Consider the following 20,700-nt stretch of genomic DNA (forward strand, 5'->3'; position numbering starts at 1 on the left):
AGTCATTAAGAAGTAACCCAAGCGCCACTGCTCTCCGTGTTGTCATCGCGCAGGTAGACACCGACGGGTAGTTCCGCCAGCAAGGAGGCAATAGGAAGTCCGTGGTCGCCTATCTCCAGCGAAGACGCGGTCAACACCCTCTGCCAAACACCAGCATCTGGCTGTAGCAAAGTATCTCCCCAGTGTGACGGGGGAATATGCGGTAGCTCGGCGTTGCCTAGCAGGGCAGTTGTCAGCCGCGGTACTACCACCAACAATCGGTAGCCAGCGTAACGCCGGGTAAATGCCACCACGTGGTCGGCATGCTCACCGGTTGCCGAGATAGGATGATAATCACCGTGGGTAAATAGCCGCGGATGACGATGGCGCAGCGCCAGTAACCGGGCGATGAGCGCTTGCTTTATTCGTCCATCCCGCCACGTTAATAGTGCCTCTGTAGGCGTGAGGGCCGCTTCAAGCGCTGCTTGACGCGCGGCATGGTCGACGGGGCGGCGGTTATCAGGATCGACCAAGCTGTAATCCCAGAATTCGCCACCTTGGTAAAGATCAGGCACGCCGGGTACGGTCAAGCGCAGTACCGTCTGTACGAGGCCATTGAGGGCGCCTGGTAGATCGATAGTGCGTGCCGCCGCTGCAATGGAATCGCGCAAGGGCGGTGTGATCAGTAAGTCTTCAAGGAACGCTTGAGAAGCTGACTCATAAGTATCATCTGGCCATAGCCAATGGCTGCGTAACTTGGCTTCGCGCAGGGCTTTTTGCTGCCACTGAGCGAGCCGCTGGGTAAACGTTTGCATCTCGTCGTTGTCCAGCGGGTCAAGCGTTGGCGCCCAAGCCCCTAGAAGAACCTGATAGAGAATCAGTTCATCGCCCGGTGAGGGAGCAACCCCGTTGGGCAACGATCGGCGCAGCGGGGCGGCTAACCGCCGCCAATGCTCAATGTGTGTCGCAAAGTGAGTGGCGTGTTCACTGAGTGCTGCTAATCGAGCGCGAACATCTTCGCCACGCTTGTGGTCGTGGGTGGCGGTGGTCACCATGGTGCGAGGGAATTGGCGGGCACGCCGGGCATTCGCCTCATGAAAGTGCCTGGGCGAATGGCTGAAGTGCTCGCCATCGAAGCCCACATCGTTTCGCGAGATCAACACGGCGCTGCGATATCCCGCGGTATCTTCCACTGCCTTGGCCGCCACCGGCGAGGTGAGCTGCTGGAAACGCACTATGGCGCGCTGACGCAGTCGGCGCTCTTCAGCATTAGCGATGTCTTGGGGAGCTTCTCCCCCCAGCCAGCGCTCCATGGTTTCAAGAACGGCAGCGTCGGGTGGATTTAGCGCTTGCCGAGCCCCTCGCATCGCCTGAGTGAAGAAGGGGGCATCGGCTTCGGGGCGCCCGGCTTCGTCGGCATAGCTGCGATAGATGGGGAAGTGAACGATTAATGCTTCCAGCGCCCGGCTGATGGCCGCCAGGGTAATATCACGGCTGGCCAGCTGGGTGCGAGCAACGGCATGCAGGGCGTTGGCACAGGCATTGAATTCGCTGGCCAGTAGTGAGGTCAGTATCTCGCGCCTGGCCAGCCGTACCTCAGCTAAAAAATCAACGTCTCGGCCACTGATTTCCTGCCAAAGCGTTCGCAATGGTGCGGCACTGGCCGGGTTGTGCTGTATGCCTGAGACCTCGTTCATAAACTCATAACCGCTGGTGCCGTCCACGCCCCAGTCGTCATGTAGTGTTTCGCCATCACCCAAAATCTTTTCTACATAGAGAGCGACGTGGGGAGGCACATCGGCTGGTCGCTTGGCTTGCAAGGCATCCAGGCGCTGGCGAAGCTTTAGGCAATAACCGCGTGGGTCGGCAAGCCCATCAACGTGGTCGACCCGTAAGCCATCGACCCAGCCCGCTTCGACCAAACGTAACGGCAGGGCATGAACGGCTTCGAACACTTCCGGCACTTCAACGCGTAGTCCACCCAGTTCGGTGACATCGAAGAAACGCCGCCAGTTGATCTCATCAGAAGCGGTGCGCCACCACGCCAGGCGGTAATGCTGGTGTTCAAGTAAGTTATGCAGGCGAATGGCGCCGTTGGGATTTGCACCGTCGAACAGGGGCAGAACAGCGTCGAGCGACTGCCGGGCAGCGGGGGATTCCATCACCTTGCTTAGTTGATAACGCGCCTCGTCAGCGGCGGTATAGGCGTCTTCGCGTTGCTGCAGGGCATCGAAAAAAGCCGCCTGTTCGTGCAGCACGTTGTGCTCAGCAAAGCGTAGTATGTCGCCGTAATGACGAGGGTCGATGGGAAAACGGTGCTCGTGATAATCCACATGGAAGCCCGCCGTATCGGCGTCGTAGCTCAGTTCTAATTCACCCGAATGCAGGGTTTCGGCATAAGGATCACCCAAGAACGGCACAAGCAGCTTTCCGGCAAGCGAGGGGGCGGCGTTATTAATATCAGCAGCGTGCCAGTCAATATCGAAGAAGTTGGCATAGGGGCTATCTTTCCCCCAGGTCAGCACATCCTGCCACCAGCGGTTTTGGGAGCCCCCCACCGCTAGGTGGTTGGGGACAATATCCAGGATTAGCCCCATGCCGCGCGAGCGAAGCCGCGACACTAAGCGCTCCAGCGCCGCCTCGCCGCCTAACTCAGGGTTGATGCGTGTTGGGTCGATGCCATCGTAACCATGGGGCGAACCGGCACGTGATGCCTGTAGCGGTGAGGCATAGATATGACTAATACCCAGGCTGGCGTAATAGTCTACCCAGTGTTCGGCATCCTCTAAGGTAAAGTCGCGGTGAAACTGCAACCGCACAGTCGCGAGGATTTCATTCATGAGTCGATTTCCCAGATAGGGCGGATCGTGATGGTTTGCCAGAGGAGGAGTCTTTACGTGCACGCGTCAGCGCCGCGAGCCGTTGACGAACCTCATCCGATGTCAGTAAATCATAGGCATCGGATGCCCAGCGCCGACGCCAATTAGGGTGCTCATCCACCGTGTTCGGTAAGTTGGCTTGCTCCTCAAGCCCTAAGGCGTCTTCAACCGGGAGCAAGAGTAACGGCGCGGGCGTGGCGGCTAAGTGACGCGCACACGCATCAAGTACCTGCGAGGCGGGTATATCGGCCGCTTCTAGCGTCTCGGTCGTTGGCTTTACACCCAGTAAGCCCAGCGTCGCGGCGAGTTTGGCACGCTCCTTGCGCCTGGCTAGCCGTTCGCTTTCAGCACTTTGCGTTTCCTTGAGCAGCCCCAAGCGGCTGCGCCATTCAATATCGCGCCCCGCCCACCAGCCCGCCACGGTGGGCAGGTCATGGGTTGAAGAGGTGGCCATGGCATTGGGGTTCCAATCGCTGGCGGTAAGGTAGTGATGCGCCTCGTCCTGCTCGAACCACAGCACCTGCATGCCCAATATGCCGCGGGCGGTAAGGCGTTCGCGAAAGCCGGGGGCGACGGTGCCCAGGTCTTCACCAATCACGATGCCGCGGTGTCGCCACGACTCCAGCGCCACCAGGCGGAGCATGTCGTCTAGCGGGTAGCGGAGATAACCGCCTTCAGTGGGCGGTGCGCCACGGGGAATGAGCCATAGTCGCAACAAGCCGAGGATATGATCGATGCGCACCCCGCCAGCATGGGCAAAGGCACTGCGCAGCATGTCAATGAAACTTCGAAAGCCTGAACGCTTCAGACCGTCGGGCGAAAAGGCGGCGAGGCCCCAGTTTTGACCATGGGCATTAAACAGGTCGGGTGGGGCGCCAATTGAGACGCCTTCCAGCATATCCGTTGGGCGGCTCCAGGTTTGGCTGCCACCGGCATCCGCCCCCACCGCCAGATCTGCGATCAAGCCAATCGCCATACCGCTCTCACGGGCGACTCGCTGAGCACGGGACAGTCCATCGGCGGTTATCCACTGCAAGAAAGCATGAAAACCGATTTCATCGGCACGGGTTTCGGCGAAGTGAGCAAGCTTAGGGCTGGCTGGGTCGCGTAGTTCTTCGGGCCACTCTCGCCAGTCGCCGGGGCCGAGTTCTCTTTGCAGGGCTTCGAAGCGGCAATGATCTTCCAGCAAGGCGCCACCCGCACGGCGAAATGCCTGCATTTCCCGGTGGAGGGTTTGGGCTTCATCATCTTCACGCGCCATGAAGTCATCGTAGAGATAACGCAGCCAGGAGAGCTTGGCGCGTGCTGCCTCGGGCCAATCGAGGTAGTCATCGGCTTCCAGGCGGCGCAGCTCAGCATGCAGCCCATTACGTGCCTGGGCGTCATGAACACTGGCGTCGCCCAGCAGGGTTTCTGCAGCGCTGTAAAGCACGTTATAGAGTAGGCGGGTGGAGGGGGAGTAGGGGCTGTAGCGCTCAGGGTCGGCGCTAAACATGGCATGGGTCGGGCTAATTGCCAGGGCATCCGCGCCTTGCTCGGCGGCATGCAAAACGCACTGTTCCAGTGCCAAGGTGTCGCCGATGCCGCCGTCCCCGGGACGCCGCAATGCGTAAAGCTGCGCTGCCAAGCCCCATAGTCGTGGTGTAATCTCACCGCTGGCGTCACTCAGTGAGTAACACTGGTGTGGCGCAACGGCCAGGGTCAGTTCGGTATCGGCTACCTGCAACTGGTGATAGCCGATCTCGGTAATGCTGGGCACCGCACCGCCATCGTCAAGGTAACCTTGTTTAGAACCGCCTTGCTCAAGCTGCAATGTAAACGCGGTGCCGGGAGGCAACGGCGAGGGCAGCGGTATCGGCGTGTCACAGTCGGCGGTAAGCAGCGGTGGCCATTCTGCAGGGCTTCGCGGCGCATGCAGGCGTTTCAGGCGTTGCAAGCCTTCCTTCATGGCAGACTTACTCGACGTTGAATAGCCGAGTGCTTCCAGTAGGTTACGCTGAGCCTGCTCAGACAATTGGCAGTGCTCGCCGTCGCTATTTTCCCACTCAAGTAGTAAACCGGCCGCTTCGGCGAGTTCCCTCAACGACGCTTTCATGCACTGACCTCCTCGTCACCGGGGGTGTGGCGCAACCAGGCAGCCGCGGCACGGGGTGGCATCCGGCCGCTCTCGGTGGCCTTTGCGGCGCCTTCGGTAGTTTCATAAAGCAGTTGACCTACTCCCAACCCCGGCGTGGCTGCCGCCTGCTGCCCAAGATTGAGTGCTATTACCAGTTGGGTGTCGTCACTCATTCGCCAGCGGGCCAGTACGGCCTTGTCGCCGAGCACTTTTGCCCCCAGTGCTTCTGCGCCAGGCAGGCGCGGCACAATATGCTGGTGACGCAGCGCTAATAGCGTGCGATAGCGGTGCAAACAGGCGGCAAAGGGAGATGTTTCCCTCGCGGCGAAGTCGGGGATGGAGGCTTCGAAGGTGGTCAGCGCATTAGGGTCGGGTATGCGTTCGCGGCTCTTCTCGTCAAAAAAAGCGCTAAAGTCGGCAAACTCTGCCCGCCGCCCTTCGCGAACCGCTTGGGCGAGCTCCTCATTATGTTCAGTGAAGAATAGAAAGGGTCGGGTGGAACCCCACTCTTCGCCCATGAACAGTAGTGGAATCATGGGTGACAGCAGCAGTAAAACCTCAGCGGCTGCCAGTGAATCGGCATCGGCGAGCATGCTCAATCGTTCGCCAAGGGCGCGGTTACCGGTCTGATCATGGTTCTGGAGAAACGCGACGAAGGCTGTTGGCGGCAGATGGGCGCTGGGCTCTCCGCGGGAATGTCCATGACGCGATGTATGGCCCTGAAATATAAAGCCTTCACTGAGGCAGCGGGCCAACCTAGGCGTAGCGTTATCGACAAAATCGCTGTAATAGCCTTCCTGCTCGCCGGTCAGCAAGACATGCATCACGTTGTGCCAGTCGTCATTCCATTGAGCGGTAAACTGCTGTTGGTTGAGCAGGCTGGCGGTATTGCCTTCGTTCTCTAGCACCAGATGAATATGCCGCTCGGGAGCCATTTGGGTGCGTATTGTGCCGGCCAACTCGACCAGGAAGTCCTGCTCGCTAATGGCGTGGACAGCATCGAAACGCAAGCCATCCAGGTGATACTCCTCCAACCACATCAAGGCGTTATCGATGAAGTAACGACGTACCATCGGTTGGCGGAAGTCGATGGAAGGCCCCCAGGGTGTGACCAAATCCTCACGGAAGAAGGCGCCAGCGTAGTTGGCCAAATAGTTACCGTCGGGGCCGAAGTGGTTGTAGACCACATCAAGAAACACCATCAGGCCGTAGGAGTGAGCCTCGTCGATCAGTGCTTTCATGTCATCAGGGCTGCCGTAGGAGGCTTCCACCGCGTAGGGCAGTACGCCGTCGTAGCCCCAGTTACGCGCACCGGGAAATTCCGAGACCGGCATCAACTCAATGGCATTGACCCCTAGTTCGGCCAGGTAGGGCAGGTGTTGGCGCACGCCTTTAAAGCCACCCAGGGTGCCGACATGCAGTTCGTAAAGCACGGTTTCGTGCCACGGGCGCCCCTGCCAATCGGCGTTTTTCCACTGGTAGTTATTGGGGTCGATCACCACACTGGGGCCGTCGATATCACCGGCCTGAGCACGGGCGGCGGGGTCGGGCACTAGGCTGCCCTGCTCGTCGTCCTTATCGAACACTCGGTAGCGGTAGCGAGCACCGTGCTCACAGGCCACTTCGGCCGTTACGCGGCCGTCATCGGCCTGATCCATGGTGACACTGGGCAGGCCCTCGACCTCTACATCGACCCGGTGAGCGCCCGGCGCCCACAGCACAAAACGAGTCCGTCCCTCGCCCAAAACCTGAGCGCCAAAGGTGGGGTGAAAACGGCTCGTATGTAGCTTGTTTTTCTTCAATCTGGTGGTCTGGAGCTGAGGCCTTTCAAACATCGCTTGTCACCTCCATCATTGGGCCAGTGCCGCCTCGTTACCTGCCTGTTCAAGGGCCTGCAGGTACAGCTTGCTATAGGGAACAATTGACTGTTTCCAGTGGTAGCGTCCTGTCATCGCCGCCCCCCGCATGGCATTGAACAGGTCGGTCGACTTGTAGACTGCGAAGGCACGCTGAATGGCATGCATATAGCTGCCGAACTGCATGTCATCGAACAGAAAACCGGTCACGCCGTCTTCGATGGTATCGGCCAGGCCGCCAGTGCGGTGAGCGATCGGCAGTGACCCAAAACGCTGGGCATACATCTGGCTCAGCCCGCAGGGCTCGAAGCGTGAAGGCATTAGCAGGAAATCACTCCCCGCGAAAAGGCAGCGAGCCTGATACTCATCGAAACCGATATAGGCTGTAATGGCACCAGGAAAACGAATGGCCAGCTTACGCAGGGCTTCCTCGACGTGATGTTCTCCGCAGCCCATAAAAACGATTTGGCCGCCCGCATGGACAATGGCCTTCGCGGCCTCGATGGTCAGATCAAGCCCTTTCTGATGCACCATGCGTGAGATCACGGCAAATAACGGGCCCTGGCTGGGGGTGAGTCCAAAATGGCGGCGCACATAATCCGCATTGGCCCGTTTGCCGCGCCAATCATTAGAAGAGAAAGCCTGAATCAAATGGCTATCGGTACGTGGGTCCCAGGAGTCGTCAATACCATTGGGAATACCGCTCAAGCGACCCTGTTCGGCTTTGCAGCGAAGCAGCCCGTCCAGCCCACATCCGAATTTAGGGGTGGTGATCTCTTGGGCGTAGGTGGCGCTGACGGTGGTGACTTGCGAGGCATAGACAATTCCCGCTTTCATGAAGGAAAGGTCGCCATAATATTCGACGCCATGAATGTTAAATGCGTCGTAGGGAATGCCAAGTAACGCTAGGCGCGAGGCATCAAATACGCCTTGGTAAGCCAAGTTGTGGATGGTGAAAATGGTTGGAATTGAGTGCCCTTGCCAATGCACGTAGGCGGGCGCCAATCCGCACGCCCAGTCATTGAGATGTAGTAGTTGGGGCTGCCAATCCAAATTCGCTTTGCCCAGGGCGATATCAGCCGCCGCCCGTGACAGCCTAGCAAAGCGAATATCGTTATCGTTCCAGCCTATATCCTGACCATCGCCATAACCGCTTGAGCCGGTGCCATAGGGAGTGCCTTCACGCTCATAAAGCTCTGGGCAGAGCAGCACGTAAACGATCAGCCCATCGCGGCAGGTTAGCTGGCCAATATCACAGGCTGGCAATCCCGCAAAAGCGGGCAAATGGCCAACCGTCACGATGTCATAATCGGACTGAACCATTTCCCGATAAGCGGGGATTAATACCCGTACATCGTGATGCGCTGCCAGTGCGCGGGGAAGCGCTGAAGAGACGTCGCCCAGACCGCCGACCTTAACAAAATCGGTAATTTCAGTGGTAACAAATAGAATGCGTTGTGGAGAGTCGAGTTTATCGTTATGGCGTCGATCAATAATGTCGTAACGGCGATCGGTAACAGTTTGATTTAAATGGTGCCGGGGGATTACTTGGTTATCGGTGAAAGGAGCATCCTTCAGTCTAGGCCCCTCTTTTTCGTCATTTTCTACCATGCTCTCGTCCGACATGCTTTTAACGTTAGCAACCTCACTCAAAGCCACATCGCCCATGCTCTACCTCCCTGGATTACCATGGTCAATACTGTTTAACTGATAGCTTTTAACTAGATCGCCTTAAGTCAGACAGTATTTAGGTATCTAATATTTAGGTATCTAGTATTTGACTACCTAGTTCACTACTCCCTAATGACTTCCTTTCCTCACCCTCGGCTACCATGCCTCTAGGCGTTGCATCGGAAGTCGCTACTTAAGAACAGGCGCTACTTAAAAACTATAGTTGAGAAATCATAGGTTAGCTAAATGGGGGGCGACCATAACCTACATCAATATGCGTGTTAAATAAGTATTGGAAGAGCTAAAGAGGCGCAATGGAAGAGCGGTTAAGTTCGTTAAATGCTTTGGCTTTAAAGGGTTGTGTTTAAAATTTAATAAAAGATAAGAGATTTTTTTCTATTTTTATTTATTGAATTCCCCTTTGCCTTTAGTGAGCTGGGCTGTCTTTTTAACAAAAGTAAATGATAACTTTGGCTTGCTTATTAATCGCTTAGGGCAGGGGCGAGGGCCATTGCGAAAAAAAGCATGGCCTCTCAGCATTTAAGCCGATAGCGAAAGAAAAAACAGGATCAGCGGGGGGGATAGCAGTGAAAGAATAAACCCGCTGACCACGGCGATAGGGACGCAGGCCACGCCGCCATGTTGCTGAATGACGGGCAAGGTGAAATCCATGGAGGTCGCCCCGCCGTAGCCAATCGCCAGTGCGGTATGGCGATGGATCACCAACGGAATCAGGATAAACGCCAGTAGCTCGCGGGTGAGGTCGTTGAAAAACGCCACGCCACCCATCAGCGGGCCTAGCTGATCACCAATCAAGATAGCGGACAGCGAATACCAGCCGAAGCCTGATGCCATCGCCAATCCTTCGTTCCAGCTAAGTGAAAGCAGCGGGGCGGCAACCAGGCCTGCCAGTAATGAGCTGATTGCTAGGGTAACTGCAATTGCCAACCCCATACGGTTAAGCAGGATTTGTCTAAGAGGCATGCCTGAATTGCGCAGTTGGCAGCCAATCAGTGCCAATAGTAGGTAAAGCACCCATTCGGCGAGTAAATCGGCGGTGCTGAAAAGCCCTTCGCCTACAAGAGGCCCTAACAACAGGCCGGCGATAACGCCGCCTGTCACCACAGCAACGAGCAACAGTGAGCCCTGCATGGCGGCCAATTTACTGGTAGGTGCATTCTTTACCACCGGCGAGTTGCCTGCCTTAAGGGGCAAACGGCATGATAACCACCAAAGAGCTGCTAAGTTAAAGGCGGTGGTAATGCTAAATAGCAGTAGGGCGTTGCCCCCTAAGCGTGAAAATTGGCTGGCCAGGTTTTCTAGCCCCGCCAAACTGATGCCCATGAACAGTAAAATCAAATAAACCGAGCCGCTAACGGCTCGGTTTATTAACTGCTGAATGCGGGTGGAATGCACCGGTACCAAGTAGCCAAGAACCAGTGGTAACAAAACAATCAATAAGCCTGAAAACATTTAGGGCGTCATGCCCCCGCCTGGGTTGAAGTTGGTTAACGTCAGCTGCGTTTCGCGGTTGCCCTCTTTTTGGTACACCGCAGACAGAATCAAGCCGGGCCAGTCGGGATGAAAGTGGAGTTGTAGCAGGCGATCAGGCTTCTCAATATCAATCAACGACACCTGCAGCGCTTCAAACTCACCGGCAGGCACGTGAATGGTTTCAGGTGCGTTGGCATTCGTGTTGTTAACCGTGTCATTAACATAGTATTGGAAGTGTTCGTCCCGGCCTTTTTGATCGACGAACTCAATCTCGCAGGGGGAACTTTCAGTGCAGTTTTCGTGCCCCGCCCGGCGCGATAAATCAAACAGCGCCGTTTGCCGATCTAGGCTGGGAATATCGTTCTCGTTCAATTTGTAGCTATCACCGATGCCTAACACTGAGTAGCTGCTATTAAAAAGCAGTGCCTGGGTCTCATCGCCGTTGACAGCAAAACGGCTGAATTCCTGGCCGCGTGCCACGGTAATGGAAAAACGCATGTCGCTTAACCAGTGGTTACCTTCGTTAGTGAGCCGGTGGGTGATGGTGGCCCCTGGCCAGCCGCGCACTTCAAGTCGGTATTGGGCCTCAAAGGGGCGTGGGTCTTTGAGTGTATCTGCTGCTAACGTCATGCCGCTTAACCAGAAGGCGGCAAGACTCAACCCTATCCCCGCAAGCGTACGGTTAGGTTTTCGTGCGAAAACATTGGCCAAGGCAGTTCCTCCAAAAATAGTGTCATCCTAAGAGCCTTTAGCCAGCGCTTGGTTCCCAGCGCGCTAGTATAACCGCGGTGGAGGAGGTCGTCAGTAGCCTGCGTCCGGGTTGACGGTGGATAGTTTTTCACCCGATTCAAAGGCATGTAAGTAGGAAATTACTTGGTCGATGGCATCATTCAGCGGCGTAGGGGCTGCCATATGCGGCGTTACGATCACATTGGGATGCTGCCATAGCGGACTGTTTGTTGGCAGCGGCTCTTCCTGAAAGACATCCAGTAGTGCCCCTCGCAAATGGCCCGGCTGTTCAGCGTTGCCCAGCGCGTCCAGCAATGCCTGTTCATCAATCAAGCTACCCCGGCCTGGGTTGATCACGCTGGCGCCTTTGGGTAATTGGGCCAGCCGCTCGGCGTTGAGAATGTGTTTGGTCGCTTCTGTGTCAGGCAAAATAGTGATTAAGCTTTGCACTTGGCCTAACAGTTCGGTTAACCCGCCATCGCCGTGAAAACAGTGTACGCCGCTAATCTGTTTGGGCGAGCGGCTCCAGCCCAGCACCTGAAAACCAGCTTGCTGTAAAGCGCTGGCCACAAAACCACCAATAGCCCCCAGGCCTAGCACACCCACCGACCACTGCGATTTCTCTACCACGGCCTGTGGTTGCCAGGAGGCGTTTTGCTGTTGTTCCCGGTAACGGTCCATGCTGCGGTAAAAATGCAGTACGCCATACAGGGCGTAATCGGCCATTAACTCGCCCATGCCGGCATCGCGTAACTTCACAATCGGTACATCACTAGGCAGCCCTGGCGTTTTCAGGAGATAATCCACCCCGGCGCCTAAGTTGATAATGCCTTTTAACTGAGTCTGCTCTTGCAGTAAATGTGCAGGCGCTTTCCAAATGGCGAGGTAGTCAGCCTGTTGGCGCTCTTCTGCGGGTGCTTCGCTAGTCAGCACGGTTGCCTGGGGCAGTGCCTGTGAAAGCGCCTCCTGCCATTGTGTAGCTTCGTCAATATGGACAATAATTTTCATCTCGCCTCCTCTTGTTAAAAGTGCCTTCACTGCCGTTATCATGGTGAGCGATGGGGGCTGTTGCAAGCTCGCTCAGCCTAAATAATGATGCTCTATACACTTTTTGTCATAAAGCCTTTGACCGCTAACCAAGGGTCGGTGCTAGTATCGCCTTAAGACGACATTGGCGGGCCTGCTGCAACCGCAGCAGATGCAACCCCGACGCCTGATCGGTGGTGGCCAGGTCGATCCTGTGGCCCAGCGTTGTGTGCCTAACAGTACAGTAGGCAGCACGTTGGTTCTTGGTGATCCTTAATGGCGAGTTGCCCGATGACTCAGGTTTCCCTACCTTTCACGCGCGAAGAGTATGCTAACCGCCTGTGGAAAGTGCGTGCTGAAATGGCCAGTCGTGGCATTGACGTATTAATCGTCAGTGACCCTTCCAATATGGCTTGGCTAACCGGTTACGACGGTTGGTCGTTTTATGTGCATCAGTGTGTCCTGGTGGGCCTCGAAGGCGAGCCGGTATGGTTCGGGCGGCGCATGGATGCCAACGGTGCTCTGCGCACCTGCTGGATTGATCCCGATAACATTACCTACTACCCGGATTACTATGTGCAAAATCCGGATATGCACCCAATGGAGTATCTGGCGCAGTCGATCATGCCCGATCGCGGCTGGCATTTAGGTGTCGTGGGTATGGAGATGGATAACTACTACTTTTCCGCCAAGGCCTATCTAAGCCTTCTGCGCGAGCTGCCCCATGCGCGTTTTATGGATGCCAACGCCCTGGTGAACTGGTGCCGGGCGATCAAATCGCCGCAAGAAGTGGCCTATATGCGCATTGCCGCCAAAATAGTGGAAGGCATGCATACGCGTATTCTGGAAGTAATTGAGCCAGGCTTGCCAAAGAGCAAGTTGGTGTCAGAGATTTACCGCGTTGGCATTGAAGGCTTTGTGGATGAGAACGGCAAAGTATTTGGCGGTGACTATCCCGCCATTGTGCCCATGTTGCCCACCGGTAAAGACGCCGCCGCACCGCACCTGACCTGGGACGACACGCCATTTCGAGAAGGTGAAGGCACTTTCTTTGAGATTGCCGGGGTGTTTAAGCGCTACCACGCACCGATGTCGCGCACCGTGTTTCTGGGCACACCGCCGAGGGATTTTATTCGTGCGGAATCAGCCCTGCTCGAAGGCATCGAAAACGGCTTGGCAGTGGCCAAACCCGGTAACCGAACGGCAGATATCGCCATGGCGCTGGGCGCAGCGATGGATAAATATGGCTTTGACCGTGGCGGCGCCCGCTGTGGCTATTCCATCGGGCTTTCTTACCCCCCAGACTGGGGCGAGCGCACCATGAGTCTGCGCCCCTCGGATGACACTATTCTGGAACCGGGCATGACGTTCCACTTTATGCCGGGGCTCTGGGAAGAAAACTGGGGCTTGGAAATTACCGAAAGCATCTTGATTACCGAAGACGGCTGCGAAACCCTGGCCAATTTTCCGCGTCAGCTGTTTGTTAAGTAGTGGTTTGTAAAAAAAGGAATATACCAATGACCGATCAAGCGAACCAATTGCGGCCAAGCCCCATTTCCGCCACCGTCGATTTTGATGCCGATGGCGTGCAGCACGGCTTTTTAAAACTGCCCATCTCCACTGACGAATCTGCCTGGGGCGCGGTGATGATTCCGGTGACCGTGGTTAAAAACGGCGACGGCCCCACGGCACTATTGACCGGCGGCAACCATGGCGATGAGTACGAAGGCATTACCTCGCTGCTGAAGCTCTCTTCAATGCTTAAAGCGGAAGACGTAACAGGGCGGGTGATTATCGTGCCGTGCATGAACACGCCAGCCGTTATGGCGGGCAAGCGCACCTCGCCGATGGATAAGGGCAACCTCAATCGCAGCTTTCCCGGCAACCCTAACGGCAGCGTTACGCCGCAGATTGCCGACTACTTTACCCGTGTGCTGGTGCCGATGAGTGATGTGGTACTTGATCTACACTCTGGCGGCCGTACGCTGGATATTCTGCCGTTTGGTGCGTCTCACGTACTGGATAGCAAAGCGCAGCAGCAGTCCGCTCTGGAAGGCGCCAAAGCGTTCGGCGCCCCCTACGCCATGGTGATGTTTGAATTGGATGCAGAAAAACTCTTCGATACCGCCTGCGAGCGCCAGGGCAAAGTATTTGTGGCCACCGAGCTCGGCGGCGGGGGCACTTCCACCCCACAAAGCATTGCCATTGCCGAGCGCGGCGTACGCAATTTCCTGATTCACTATGGCCTGGTAGAAGGCGAAGTGGAAATGCCCGCAGGCGGGCAAATCTATCTCGATATGCCCGACGCCAGCTGCTACGTGCAGAGCCAGCACTCCGGCGTGTTAGAGCTATTAGTAGCGCTGGGCGACGAAGTCAAAAAGGGCCAAACCATCGCCTACGTGTACGACATGACCCGCAGCGGCACCGACCCGGTCGCCTATAAAGCGGAGCGCGACGGTATTTTGATGGCTCGCCGCGCGCCCTCGCTCATCAATATGGGGGACACCCTGGCGGTGATTGCCGATGTTGTTGAACGCCTGGAGGCGTAGCCCCCGGCATGATGAAACTTGACCGCTACGATCTGAAAATTCTCGATATCCTCTCCCGTGATGGGCGTATAACCAAGTCGAAACTGGCCGAGGCGATCAACCTCTCGGTCAGCCCCTGCTGGGAGCGGGTAAAACGGCTGGAAAAAGCGGGGGTTATCGAAGGGTACACCGCCCGTATCAATGCGGACGTGCTGGTGCCCCGCAACCCTGTCTGGGTGCAGATTGAACTCAAACAGCACAATGCCGAAAGCTTCTCCCGTTTTGAGGCCTTAGTGATGCAGACCCCTGAGGTCACCGAGTGCGTGGCGGTAGGGGGCGGCGTGGATTATTTGGTGAAGTTTGAAGCGCGCACCATTGATAGCTACCAGCGCCTGATGGATAAGTGGCTGGTGTCCGAAGCCGGTATCGAGCGCTACTTCACCTATATCGTGACCAAAACCGTTAAGCGGGTTCCTATCGGCATCGATACCGACGATGTGTTTTAAATCACTTCGTTCAGCATTCTGGCTAGCCCACCAAAGCTTATTGCCAGGACAACAAAAAAAATCCACTGCCAAACGTCCGCTGACAAAAAAAGTCGCGTGATAAGCCTCGGTTTTCAAAAACACTTCGTGGCGCCTCTCCGTTAACCTATGTGCATTCGACGGCAAGGCTAATGAGCGCTTGCTGGTAATGCCACACAGTTTCTGCAAGCCAGACTGCATTTGAGAGAGGTTTCCATGACCACACTATCGACCACGCTTGCCAAGCGCCTGGAAGATCCGCGTCTGTTCCGGCAGTACGCCTACGTGAACGGTAAATGGACCCATGGGGAAGGCGGTCGCGAAGAAGCGGTGTATGACCCCGCCACCAATGAAGCCATTGGCCATATCCCGTTGCTGGAAGCCGAGCAGATCACTGCCGCCGTGGATGCTGCAGAAGCGGCGTTTGTACACTGGCGGGCGCTGCGCGCCGATGAGCGCTGCGAGCGGTTGCTGGCCTGGTACGACCTGATTCAAGCCAACCGTGAAGACCTCGCCACCATCATGACGCTGGAGCAGGGCAAGCCGCTGCCCGATGCTCGCGGCGAAGTCGAGTACGGTGCCAGCTTCGTGCGCTGGTTCGCGGAAGAGGGCAAGCGTACCTACGGCGAAACTATTCCCAGCCATATCCCGAATGCATCGCTCGGTACCATTAAAGAGCCGGTCGGCATTGCCGCGATGATTACGCCGTGGAATTTTCCATTGGCGATGATTACCCGTAAAGCCGCTGCGGCGCTGGCAGCGGGTTGCCCGGTGATTGTGAAGCCTGCCAACGAAACGCCATTCTCGGCGCTGGCGCTGGCGGAGCTTGCCGAGCGGGCGGGGATTCCGGCAGGGATTTTCAACGTCGTGCTGGGCGACCCGGCGGAAGTTTCGAAAATCCTTTGCGGCGAGTCGCGTATTCGTGCGCTCTCTTTCACCGGTTCCACCCGCGTGGGCCGTCTGCTGATCGAACAGAGCGCCAACACCGTCAAGAGACTCTCTCTGGAGCTGGGCGGCAACGCGCCGTTTATCGTTGGGCCGGATATGGACCCGAAGCAGGCCGCCTACGCAGCAGTCGATGCCAAGTTCCAAACCGCCGGGCAGGACTGCCTGGCCGCCAACCGCATTCTGGTACACGAATCCATTCATGATGAGTTCGTCGAGCAGTTCGCCGAGCGCATGGCGGCACTCACCGTGGGGAATGGCCTTCAGGGTGAAATTGACCTGGGCCCGCTGATTCACCGTCAGGCGGTGGAAAAAGCGGCGGCGATTGTCGATGACGCCATTTCCAAAGGTGCCAAGATGATTGGGGGTGACCAAAGCCAGGCACCGGGTGAAAACTTCTTTATGCCGGTGATGCTGACCGGCGTGACGCCAAAAATGAAGGTATGGCGGGAAGAGAACTTCGCTCCGGTAGCCGGGATTACCGCTTACAGCACCGATGATGAAGTGATCGAAATGGCCAACGACACCGAGTATGGCCTGGCTGCGTACATCTACACCCACGATATTCGCCGCATCTGGAAGCTAATGCGCGCCCTGGAGTACGGCATGGTCAGCGTCAACTCCGTCAAAATGACCGGCCCGCCGGTGCCCTTCGGCGGCGTGAAGCAGTCCGGCCTTGGTCGTGAAGGTGGCGCCACGGGTATCGATGAATACCTGGAAACGAAGTATTACTGCCTAGGTGCGCTGGGTTCAGTCTCTGGCAGCTAGTCGCTAAGTTGAAAATAATTTTAAAACACCCTCCCCGCAATACGGGGAGGTTTACCGTATAGAGAGAACGCTATGAGCTTGCATCAGGATCTGATCGAACGTGACCGCAAAGTCACTTTTCACGCTTCTACCCACCTGCGCGATTTCGCCCACGGCGACCTGCCGGGCCGCGTGATTACCGGCGGTAAAGGCATCAACATTGTGGACAAGGATGGCCGTGAATTTATCGACGGCTTTGCCGGGCTTTACTGTGTCAACATCGGCTACGGTCGCACCGAGGTGGCTGAGGCGATCTATAAGCAGGCGCTCGAACTCTCTTACTACCATACCTATGTGGGTCACTCTAACGAGCCGCAGATCGAGCTTTCCGAGCGGATTCTGAAGATCGCGGGCATGAACATGTCCAAGGTCTACTACGGTATGTCCGGCTCAGACGCCAACGAAACCCAGCTCAAGATCGTGCGCTACTACAACAACGTGCTGGGCCGCCCGCAGAAGAAAAAGGTCATCTCGCGCATGCGTGGTTACCACGGTTCCGGCATCGCCTCTGGTTCGCTGACCGGTCTGAAAGCGTTCCACGACCACTTCGATCTGCCGATCGATACCATTCGCCATACCGAAGCGCCGCACTATTACCTGCGCGCCGCTGAGCAGCACGGCATGACTGAGCTTGAGTTCTCTGCCTATTGCGCCGAGAAACTCGAAGCGATGATTTTGGAAGAAGGCCCGGATACCGTCGCCGCCTTTATCGGCGAGCCCGTGCTGGGTACGGGTGGTATCGTGCCGCCGCCGGAAGGTTACTGGGAAGCGATTCAGGCGGTACTGGACAAGTACGACGTGCTGCTGATCGCTGATGAAGTGGTGTGCGGTTTTGGCCGTACCGGTTCTGATTTCGGCAGCCACCACTACAACATGAAGCCTGACCTGGTCACCATCGCCAAAGGCCTCACCAGCGCCTACCAACCACTTTCCGGCGTTATCGTTGGTGAGAAAGTCTGGCAAGTGCTTGAGCAAGGCACCGGCGAATACGGCCCCATCGGCCACGGCTGGACTTACTCGGGCCACGCGCTGGGCTGTGCGGCAGGGCTCGCTAACCTGGATATCATCGAGCGTGAAAACCTGGTGGGTAACGCGTCAGAAACCGGTGCTTACTTCCAGCAGCAGCTAAAAGCTAACTTTGAAGGTCATCCGCTATTGGGCGACGTGCGCGGTGTAGGCCTGATGGCGGCGCTGGAGTTCTCGCCAGACGCCAAGCAGCGCCTGCACTTCGACCCAGCGCTGAAAGTCGGCCCCCGTGTTGCGGCAGCCGCGATGGAAGAGAACCTGATTGCCCGCGCCATGCCCCAAGGCGACATTCTCGGCTTTGCACCACCGCTGACCATTAACCGCGGTGAAGTGGACGAAATGATTGGCCGCGCCAAACGCGCCATTGACCGCGTGACTGATGAACTAGTGCGCTCCGGTGACCTTAAAACCGGCCAGCAGGAGGCTGCCTTTACGGTTTAATCACCTGACTTAGCCTGTTGAGCGCCGCTGCCTGTGCAGCGGCGCTTTTGTTTTTGTAAGCCACGACTATGCTGAATACAGTTGTTAGCCAATTGATAGTAAAAGAGAGGCCCACGATGCAGCCGGTATTAGCCTTCGATGTTTATGGCACGCTGATTGATACCCAGGGAGTGACCGTTGAGCTGGAACGACGCTTGGCCGATGCCTCCAAAGCAGGCGAATTTGCCCGCCGCTGGCGCGAGAAACAGCTTGAATACAGCTTCCGCCACGGCCTGATGGGCGCCTATGTGCCCTTTTCTGAATGTACCCGCGAAGCGCTGGTCTTTATCGACCGGGCACTACAAACCGGCCTTTCCGATAACGATCACGATCACTTGATGGCGGTGTATGGTGAGCTACCTGCGTTTGACGATGTCGTGCCCGCCTTGGATCAATTGCGCGATGCGGGCATCCGCTGTGTGGCGTTTTCAAATGGCACTGCCGATACCGTCTCAACGCTACTGACGCGTGCGGGCGTTGAGAGCCATATGGATGACGTCATTAGCGCGGATGAAGTAAAGCGCTTCAAGCCAGACCCCGCCGTGTATTCCCATCTGCGTAGCCGCCTGGAAACCCGCCCAGAACACACCTGGCTAATTTCCAGCAATCCCTTTGATGTGATTGGCGCCACTCATGCAGGCTTGCGCAGCGCCTGGATACGGCGTAATTCGGATGCGCCGTTTGACCCCTGGGGCATTGAGCCCGATATGACGGTCACCGATTTAGGCGCATTGGCCGAACGCATTATTCGCTAGGTTGTGAACCTGCGTAGACAAGCCGCATAATGACGCACGCTTAACGAATTAGGATATGAGCATGTCAGAAAAAATTTACTGTGTTGCCGGCTTTAAACCCAAACCAGGCAAGGAAGAAGCGGTATTTAAAGCACTTCAGACCTTAGAGCCGAATACGCACCGGGAAGATGCTTGCATTCACTACACAGTAACGCGCCAGATTGATAATCCCTTTGCCCAGGGCACCGGTTACCCGATCGTGTTTCATGAAATTTGGGCCAGTCGTGAAGAGTTTGAAGCGCACTGCCAACGTAAAGAGATTCAAGACTTCTTCGCCAAGCACGTTGAGTCGCCCGATGGTGATATTGAAGATGCCAACGTGTGCGTATACACCGATGAGCCATGGAATTTTGACGCGCCAAAGGTGTAAGCGAAAAGGTTTAAGCAAAAAGGAGCCAACATGACCGATAAAAAGATGAACGTCGAAAGCTTTAACCTGGATCACACCAAGGTAAAAGCCCCGTACGTGCGTTTAGCCGACATCAAAGAAGGCCAGAACGGCGACCGTATCCACAAGTATGACCTGCGGATCTGCCAGCCCAATAAAGATCACATGGAGATGCCCGCGCTGCACTCCCTTGAGCACTTGATGGCTGAGCTGTCGCGCAATCACACCGATAAAGTCGTCGATATCAGCCCTATGGGCTGCCAAACCGGCTTCTACATCGCGATGATCAATCACGACGACTACGACGGCGTGATCACTATCATCGAACAAACCTTGAACGATGTGCTAGAAGCCACTGAAGTTCCCGCCTGCAACGAAATGCAGTGCGGCTGGGCCGCCAGCCACAGCCTGGAAGGCGCCCAGGAACTGGCCCGCAACCTTCTGGCCAAGCGCAACGAGTGGACTGAAGTGTTCGGTTAAGCTTTTACCTAACAGCACGTATGTTGTAAGCCAAACGCCTCCTGGGGATCAATTACCCAGGAGGCGTTTTTATAGCTAGGGTATTTAACGGATGAAAAGGCTAACCAACGATGACATGCTGGCACAATGCGCGCATTTTCCACCGGTGAGGCTTCGACATGCTGTTAGACACTTGGCTTTTATACCTAATCGCCTGCATTGGCCTTTCGCTCTCGCCAGGGCCAAACGGCCTGTTGGCGCTAACCCACGGCGCCATGCATGGCAGCCGTAAAACCTTGTTTACCATTGTTGGCGGTGCGACAGGGTTTATGCTGATTATTGCCCTGTGCATGTTTGGGATTGGTGCATTGCTTAAATCATCGGTGGTATGGCTGACCGTGCTGAAATGGGTCGGCGGGGCCTATCTTATTTGGTTGGGTATTCAGGTATGGCGCTCGCCGCCGATTACGGGCGACATTGATATTAATGCAAGCCGAGCGAGCGGGTGGCACCTGTATCGCCAAGGCGTATTGGCATCGATTACCAACCCCAAAGTACTGCTGTTCTTTAGCGCCTTCCTACCTCAGTTTATCGACCCCCAAGGCAGTTTGATGCTGCAATTCTTCGTGCTTGCAGGCACCTTTGTGGCTATCGAATGCATCGTGGAAGGCCTGCTCGCCAATATGGCCAACCGCATTCGCCACTGGTTAAAACGCGTTGGCCGCGGGTTCAACCGCACCTGTGGCGGTATCTTTGTTGCTATCGGGGCTGCTCTGCCGCTGCGTGCTTGAGTTCAGCTCTGCGCAGGTAGCGAGTGCGCTATAGATAACCATTGACTTCCGCTTATGATGCCCCTATAAACTCGATACAACCCATCACCCTAGCCCGGATTTCTCACAGGGTATAAAAGAAAGCGGCTGAAAGTGTTAACGTTTCAGGGCCTTACACCAAAAACCAACACCAACAGCCGCTTCCAAAATGGTACCTGAAAAGCTGACC

16 protein-coding genes are annotated in these 20,700 nt (G+C 56.3%); 9 read left to right on the top strand and 7 right to left on the bottom strand.

Features of this window, described 5'->3' with window-relative positions; translation table 11 throughout:
* Positions 1-5: 5 nt before the first annotated feature.
* The 7 genes from treY to HZS80_RS15435 all read right to left on the bottom strand — a co-directional run bounded on the left by treY (position 6) and on the right by HZS80_RS15435 (position 11,732).
* A complete protein-coding gene (gene treY, locus HZS80_RS15405; RefSeq protein WP_179916607.1) occupies positions 6-2,819 on the bottom strand; it encodes a malto-oligosyltrehalose synthase in 2,814 nt (937 codons plus the stop codon).
* Positions 2,812-4,953, bottom strand: coding sequence for a 4-alpha-glucanotransferase (gene malQ, locus HZS80_RS15410; protein ID WP_179916608.1), 2,142 nt, complete (start codon positions 4,951-4,953; stop codon positions 2,812-2,814). Before malQ ends, treY begins: the two co-directional genes overlap by 8 nt.
* Complete coding sequence (gene treZ / locus HZS80_RS15415; protein ID WP_179916609.1) at positions 4,950-6,809, bottom strand: malto-oligosyltrehalose trehalohydrolase; 1,860 nt, start codon at positions 6,807-6,809, stop codon at positions 4,950-4,952. Before treZ ends, malQ begins: the two co-directional genes overlap by 4 nt.
* A gap of 15 nt (positions 6,810-6,824) precedes the next feature.
* The gene (gene glgA, locus HZS80_RS15420; protein ID WP_035562465.1) at positions 6,825-8,498 is read right to left on the bottom strand and encodes a glycogen synthase GlgA; all 1,674 of its coding nucleotides are present in this window, start codon (positions 8,496-8,498) and stop codon (positions 6,825-6,827) included.
* A gap of 543 nt (positions 8,499-9,041) precedes the next feature.
* A complete protein-coding gene (locus HZS80_RS15425; protein ID WP_035559085.1) occupies positions 9,042-9,974 on the bottom strand; it encodes a LysO family transporter in 933 nt (310 codons plus the stop codon).
* Positions 9,975-10,706, bottom strand: coding sequence for a hypothetical protein (locus HZS80_RS15430; protein ID WP_035559082.1), 732 nt, complete (start codon positions 10,704-10,706; stop codon positions 9,975-9,977).
* A 90-nt stretch (positions 10,707-10,796) separates the two neighbouring features.
* Complete coding sequence (locus HZS80_RS15435) at positions 10,797-11,732, bottom strand: 2-hydroxyacid dehydrogenase (RefSeq protein ID WP_179916610.1); 936 nt, start codon at positions 11,730-11,732, stop codon at positions 10,797-10,799.
* A gap of 309 nt (positions 11,733-12,041) precedes the next feature.
* Between HZS80_RS15435 and doeA the strand changes: the two genes are divergently transcribed.
* The 9 genes from doeA to HZS80_RS15480 all read left to right on the top strand — a co-directional run bounded on the left by doeA (position 12,042) and on the right by HZS80_RS15480 (position 20,492).
* Positions 12,042-13,241: an ectoine hydrolase DoeA gene (doeA, locus tag HZS80_RS15440; RefSeq protein WP_179916611.1), complete on the top strand. Its 1,200-nt coding sequence runs from the start codon at positions 12,042-12,044 to the stop codon at positions 13,239-13,241.
* A 26-nt stretch (positions 13,242-13,267) separates the two neighbouring features.
* Entirely contained in the window at positions 13,268-14,299 is a 1,032-nt protein-coding gene (doeB, locus tag HZS80_RS15445; RefSeq protein ID WP_179916612.1) for a N(2)-acetyl-L-2,4-diaminobutanoate deacetylase DoeB, read from the top strand.
* An 8-nt stretch (positions 14,300-14,307) separates the two neighbouring features.
* Positions 14,308-14,784, top strand: a complete 477-nt coding sequence (locus HZS80_RS15450) for an Lrp/AsnC family transcriptional regulator (protein ID WP_035559069.1) — start codon at positions 14,308-14,310, stop codon at positions 14,782-14,784.
* A gap of 234 nt (positions 14,785-15,018) precedes the next feature.
* Positions 15,019-16,515: an NAD-dependent succinate-semialdehyde dehydrogenase gene (locus HZS80_RS15455; protein ID WP_008956291.1), complete on the top strand. Its 1,497-nt coding sequence runs from the start codon at positions 15,019-15,021 to the stop codon at positions 16,513-16,515.
* Between the two features lie 72 nt (positions 16,516-16,587).
* Complete coding sequence (locus HZS80_RS15460; RefSeq protein WP_179916613.1) at positions 16,588-18,021, top strand: aspartate aminotransferase family protein; 1,434 nt, start codon at positions 16,588-16,590, stop codon at positions 18,019-18,021.
* A 116-nt stretch (positions 18,022-18,137) separates the two neighbouring features.
* Positions 18,138-18,815: a haloacid dehalogenase type II gene (locus tag HZS80_RS15465; protein ID WP_179916614.1), complete on the top strand. Its 678-nt coding sequence runs from the start codon at positions 18,138-18,140 to the stop codon at positions 18,813-18,815.
* A gap of 61 nt (positions 18,816-18,876) precedes the next feature.
* The gene (locus HZS80_RS15470) at positions 18,877-19,224 is read left to right on the top strand and encodes a putative quinol monooxygenase (protein WP_008956294.1); all 348 of its coding nucleotides are present in this window, start codon (positions 18,877-18,879) and stop codon (positions 19,222-19,224) included.
* Positions 19,225-19,254: 30 nt separating this feature from the next.
* Entirely contained in the window at positions 19,255-19,722 is a 468-nt protein-coding gene (locus HZS80_RS15475) for an S-ribosylhomocysteine lyase (protein WP_179916615.1), read from the top strand.
* Positions 19,723-19,880: 158 nt separating this feature from the next.
* The gene (locus tag HZS80_RS15480) at positions 19,881-20,492 is read left to right on the top strand and encodes a LysE family translocator (RefSeq protein ID WP_035559052.1); all 612 of its coding nucleotides are present in this window, start codon (positions 19,881-19,883) and stop codon (positions 20,490-20,492) included.
* The last annotated feature ends 208 nt before the right edge of the window (positions 20,493-20,700 follow it).

It is taken from the genome of Vreelandella glaciei (genome assembly GCF_013415125.1).
Lineage (GTDB): Bacteria > Pseudomonadota > Gammaproteobacteria > Pseudomonadales > Halomonadaceae > Vreelandella > Vreelandella glaciei.

Bases quoted from the DNA above. Each gene is read 5' to 3' on its own strand.
- treY (WP_179916607.1), bottom strand. From the start codon at position 2,819: ATGAATGAAATCCTCGCGACTGTGCGGTTGCAGTTTCACCGCGACTTT.
- malQ (WP_179916608.1), bottom strand. From the start codon at position 4,953: ATGAAAGCGTCGTTGAGGGAACTCGCCGAAGCGGCCGGTTTACTACTT.
- treZ (WP_179916609.1), bottom strand. From the start codon at position 6,809: ATGTTTGAAAGGCCTCAGCTCCAGACCACCAGATTGAAGAAAAACAAG.
- glgA (WP_035562465.1), bottom strand. From the start codon at position 8,498: ATGGGCGATGTGGCTTTGAGTGAGGTTGCTAACGTTAAAAGCATGTCG.
- HZS80_RS15425 (WP_035559085.1), bottom strand. From the start codon at position 9,974: ATGTTTTCAGGCTTATTGATTGTTTTGTTACCACTGGTTCTTGGCTAC.
- HZS80_RS15435 (WP_179916610.1), bottom strand. From the start codon at position 11,732: ATGAAAATTATTGTCCATATTGACGAAGCTACACAATGGCAGGAGGCG.
- doeA (WP_179916611.1), top strand. From the start codon at position 12,042: ATGACTCAGGTTTCCCTACCTTTCACGCGCGAAGAGTATGCTAACCGC.
- doeB (WP_179916612.1), top strand. From the start codon at position 13,268: ATGACCGATCAAGCGAACCAATTGCGGCCAAGCCCCATTTCCGCCACC.
- HZS80_RS15450 (WP_035559069.1), top strand. From the start codon at position 14,308: ATGATGAAACTTGACCGCTACGATCTGAAAATTCTCGATATCCTCTCC.
- HZS80_RS15455 (WP_008956291.1), top strand. From the start codon at position 15,019: ATGACCACACTATCGACCACGCTTGCCAAGCGCCTGGAAGATCCGCGT.
- HZS80_RS15460 (WP_179916613.1), top strand. From the start codon at position 16,588: ATGAGCTTGCATCAGGATCTGATCGAACGTGACCGCAAAGTCACTTTT.
- HZS80_RS15465 (WP_179916614.1), top strand. From the start codon at position 18,138: ATGCAGCCGGTATTAGCCTTCGATGTTTATGGCACGCTGATTGATACC.
- HZS80_RS15470 (WP_008956294.1), top strand. From the start codon at position 18,877: ATGTCAGAAAAAATTTACTGTGTTGCCGGCTTTAAACCCAAACCAGGC.
- HZS80_RS15475 (WP_179916615.1), top strand. From the start codon at position 19,255: ATGACCGATAAAAAGATGAACGTCGAAAGCTTTAACCTGGATCACACC.
- HZS80_RS15480 (WP_035559052.1), top strand. From the start codon at position 19,881: ATGCTGTTAGACACTTGGCTTTTATACCTAATCGCCTGCATTGGCCTT.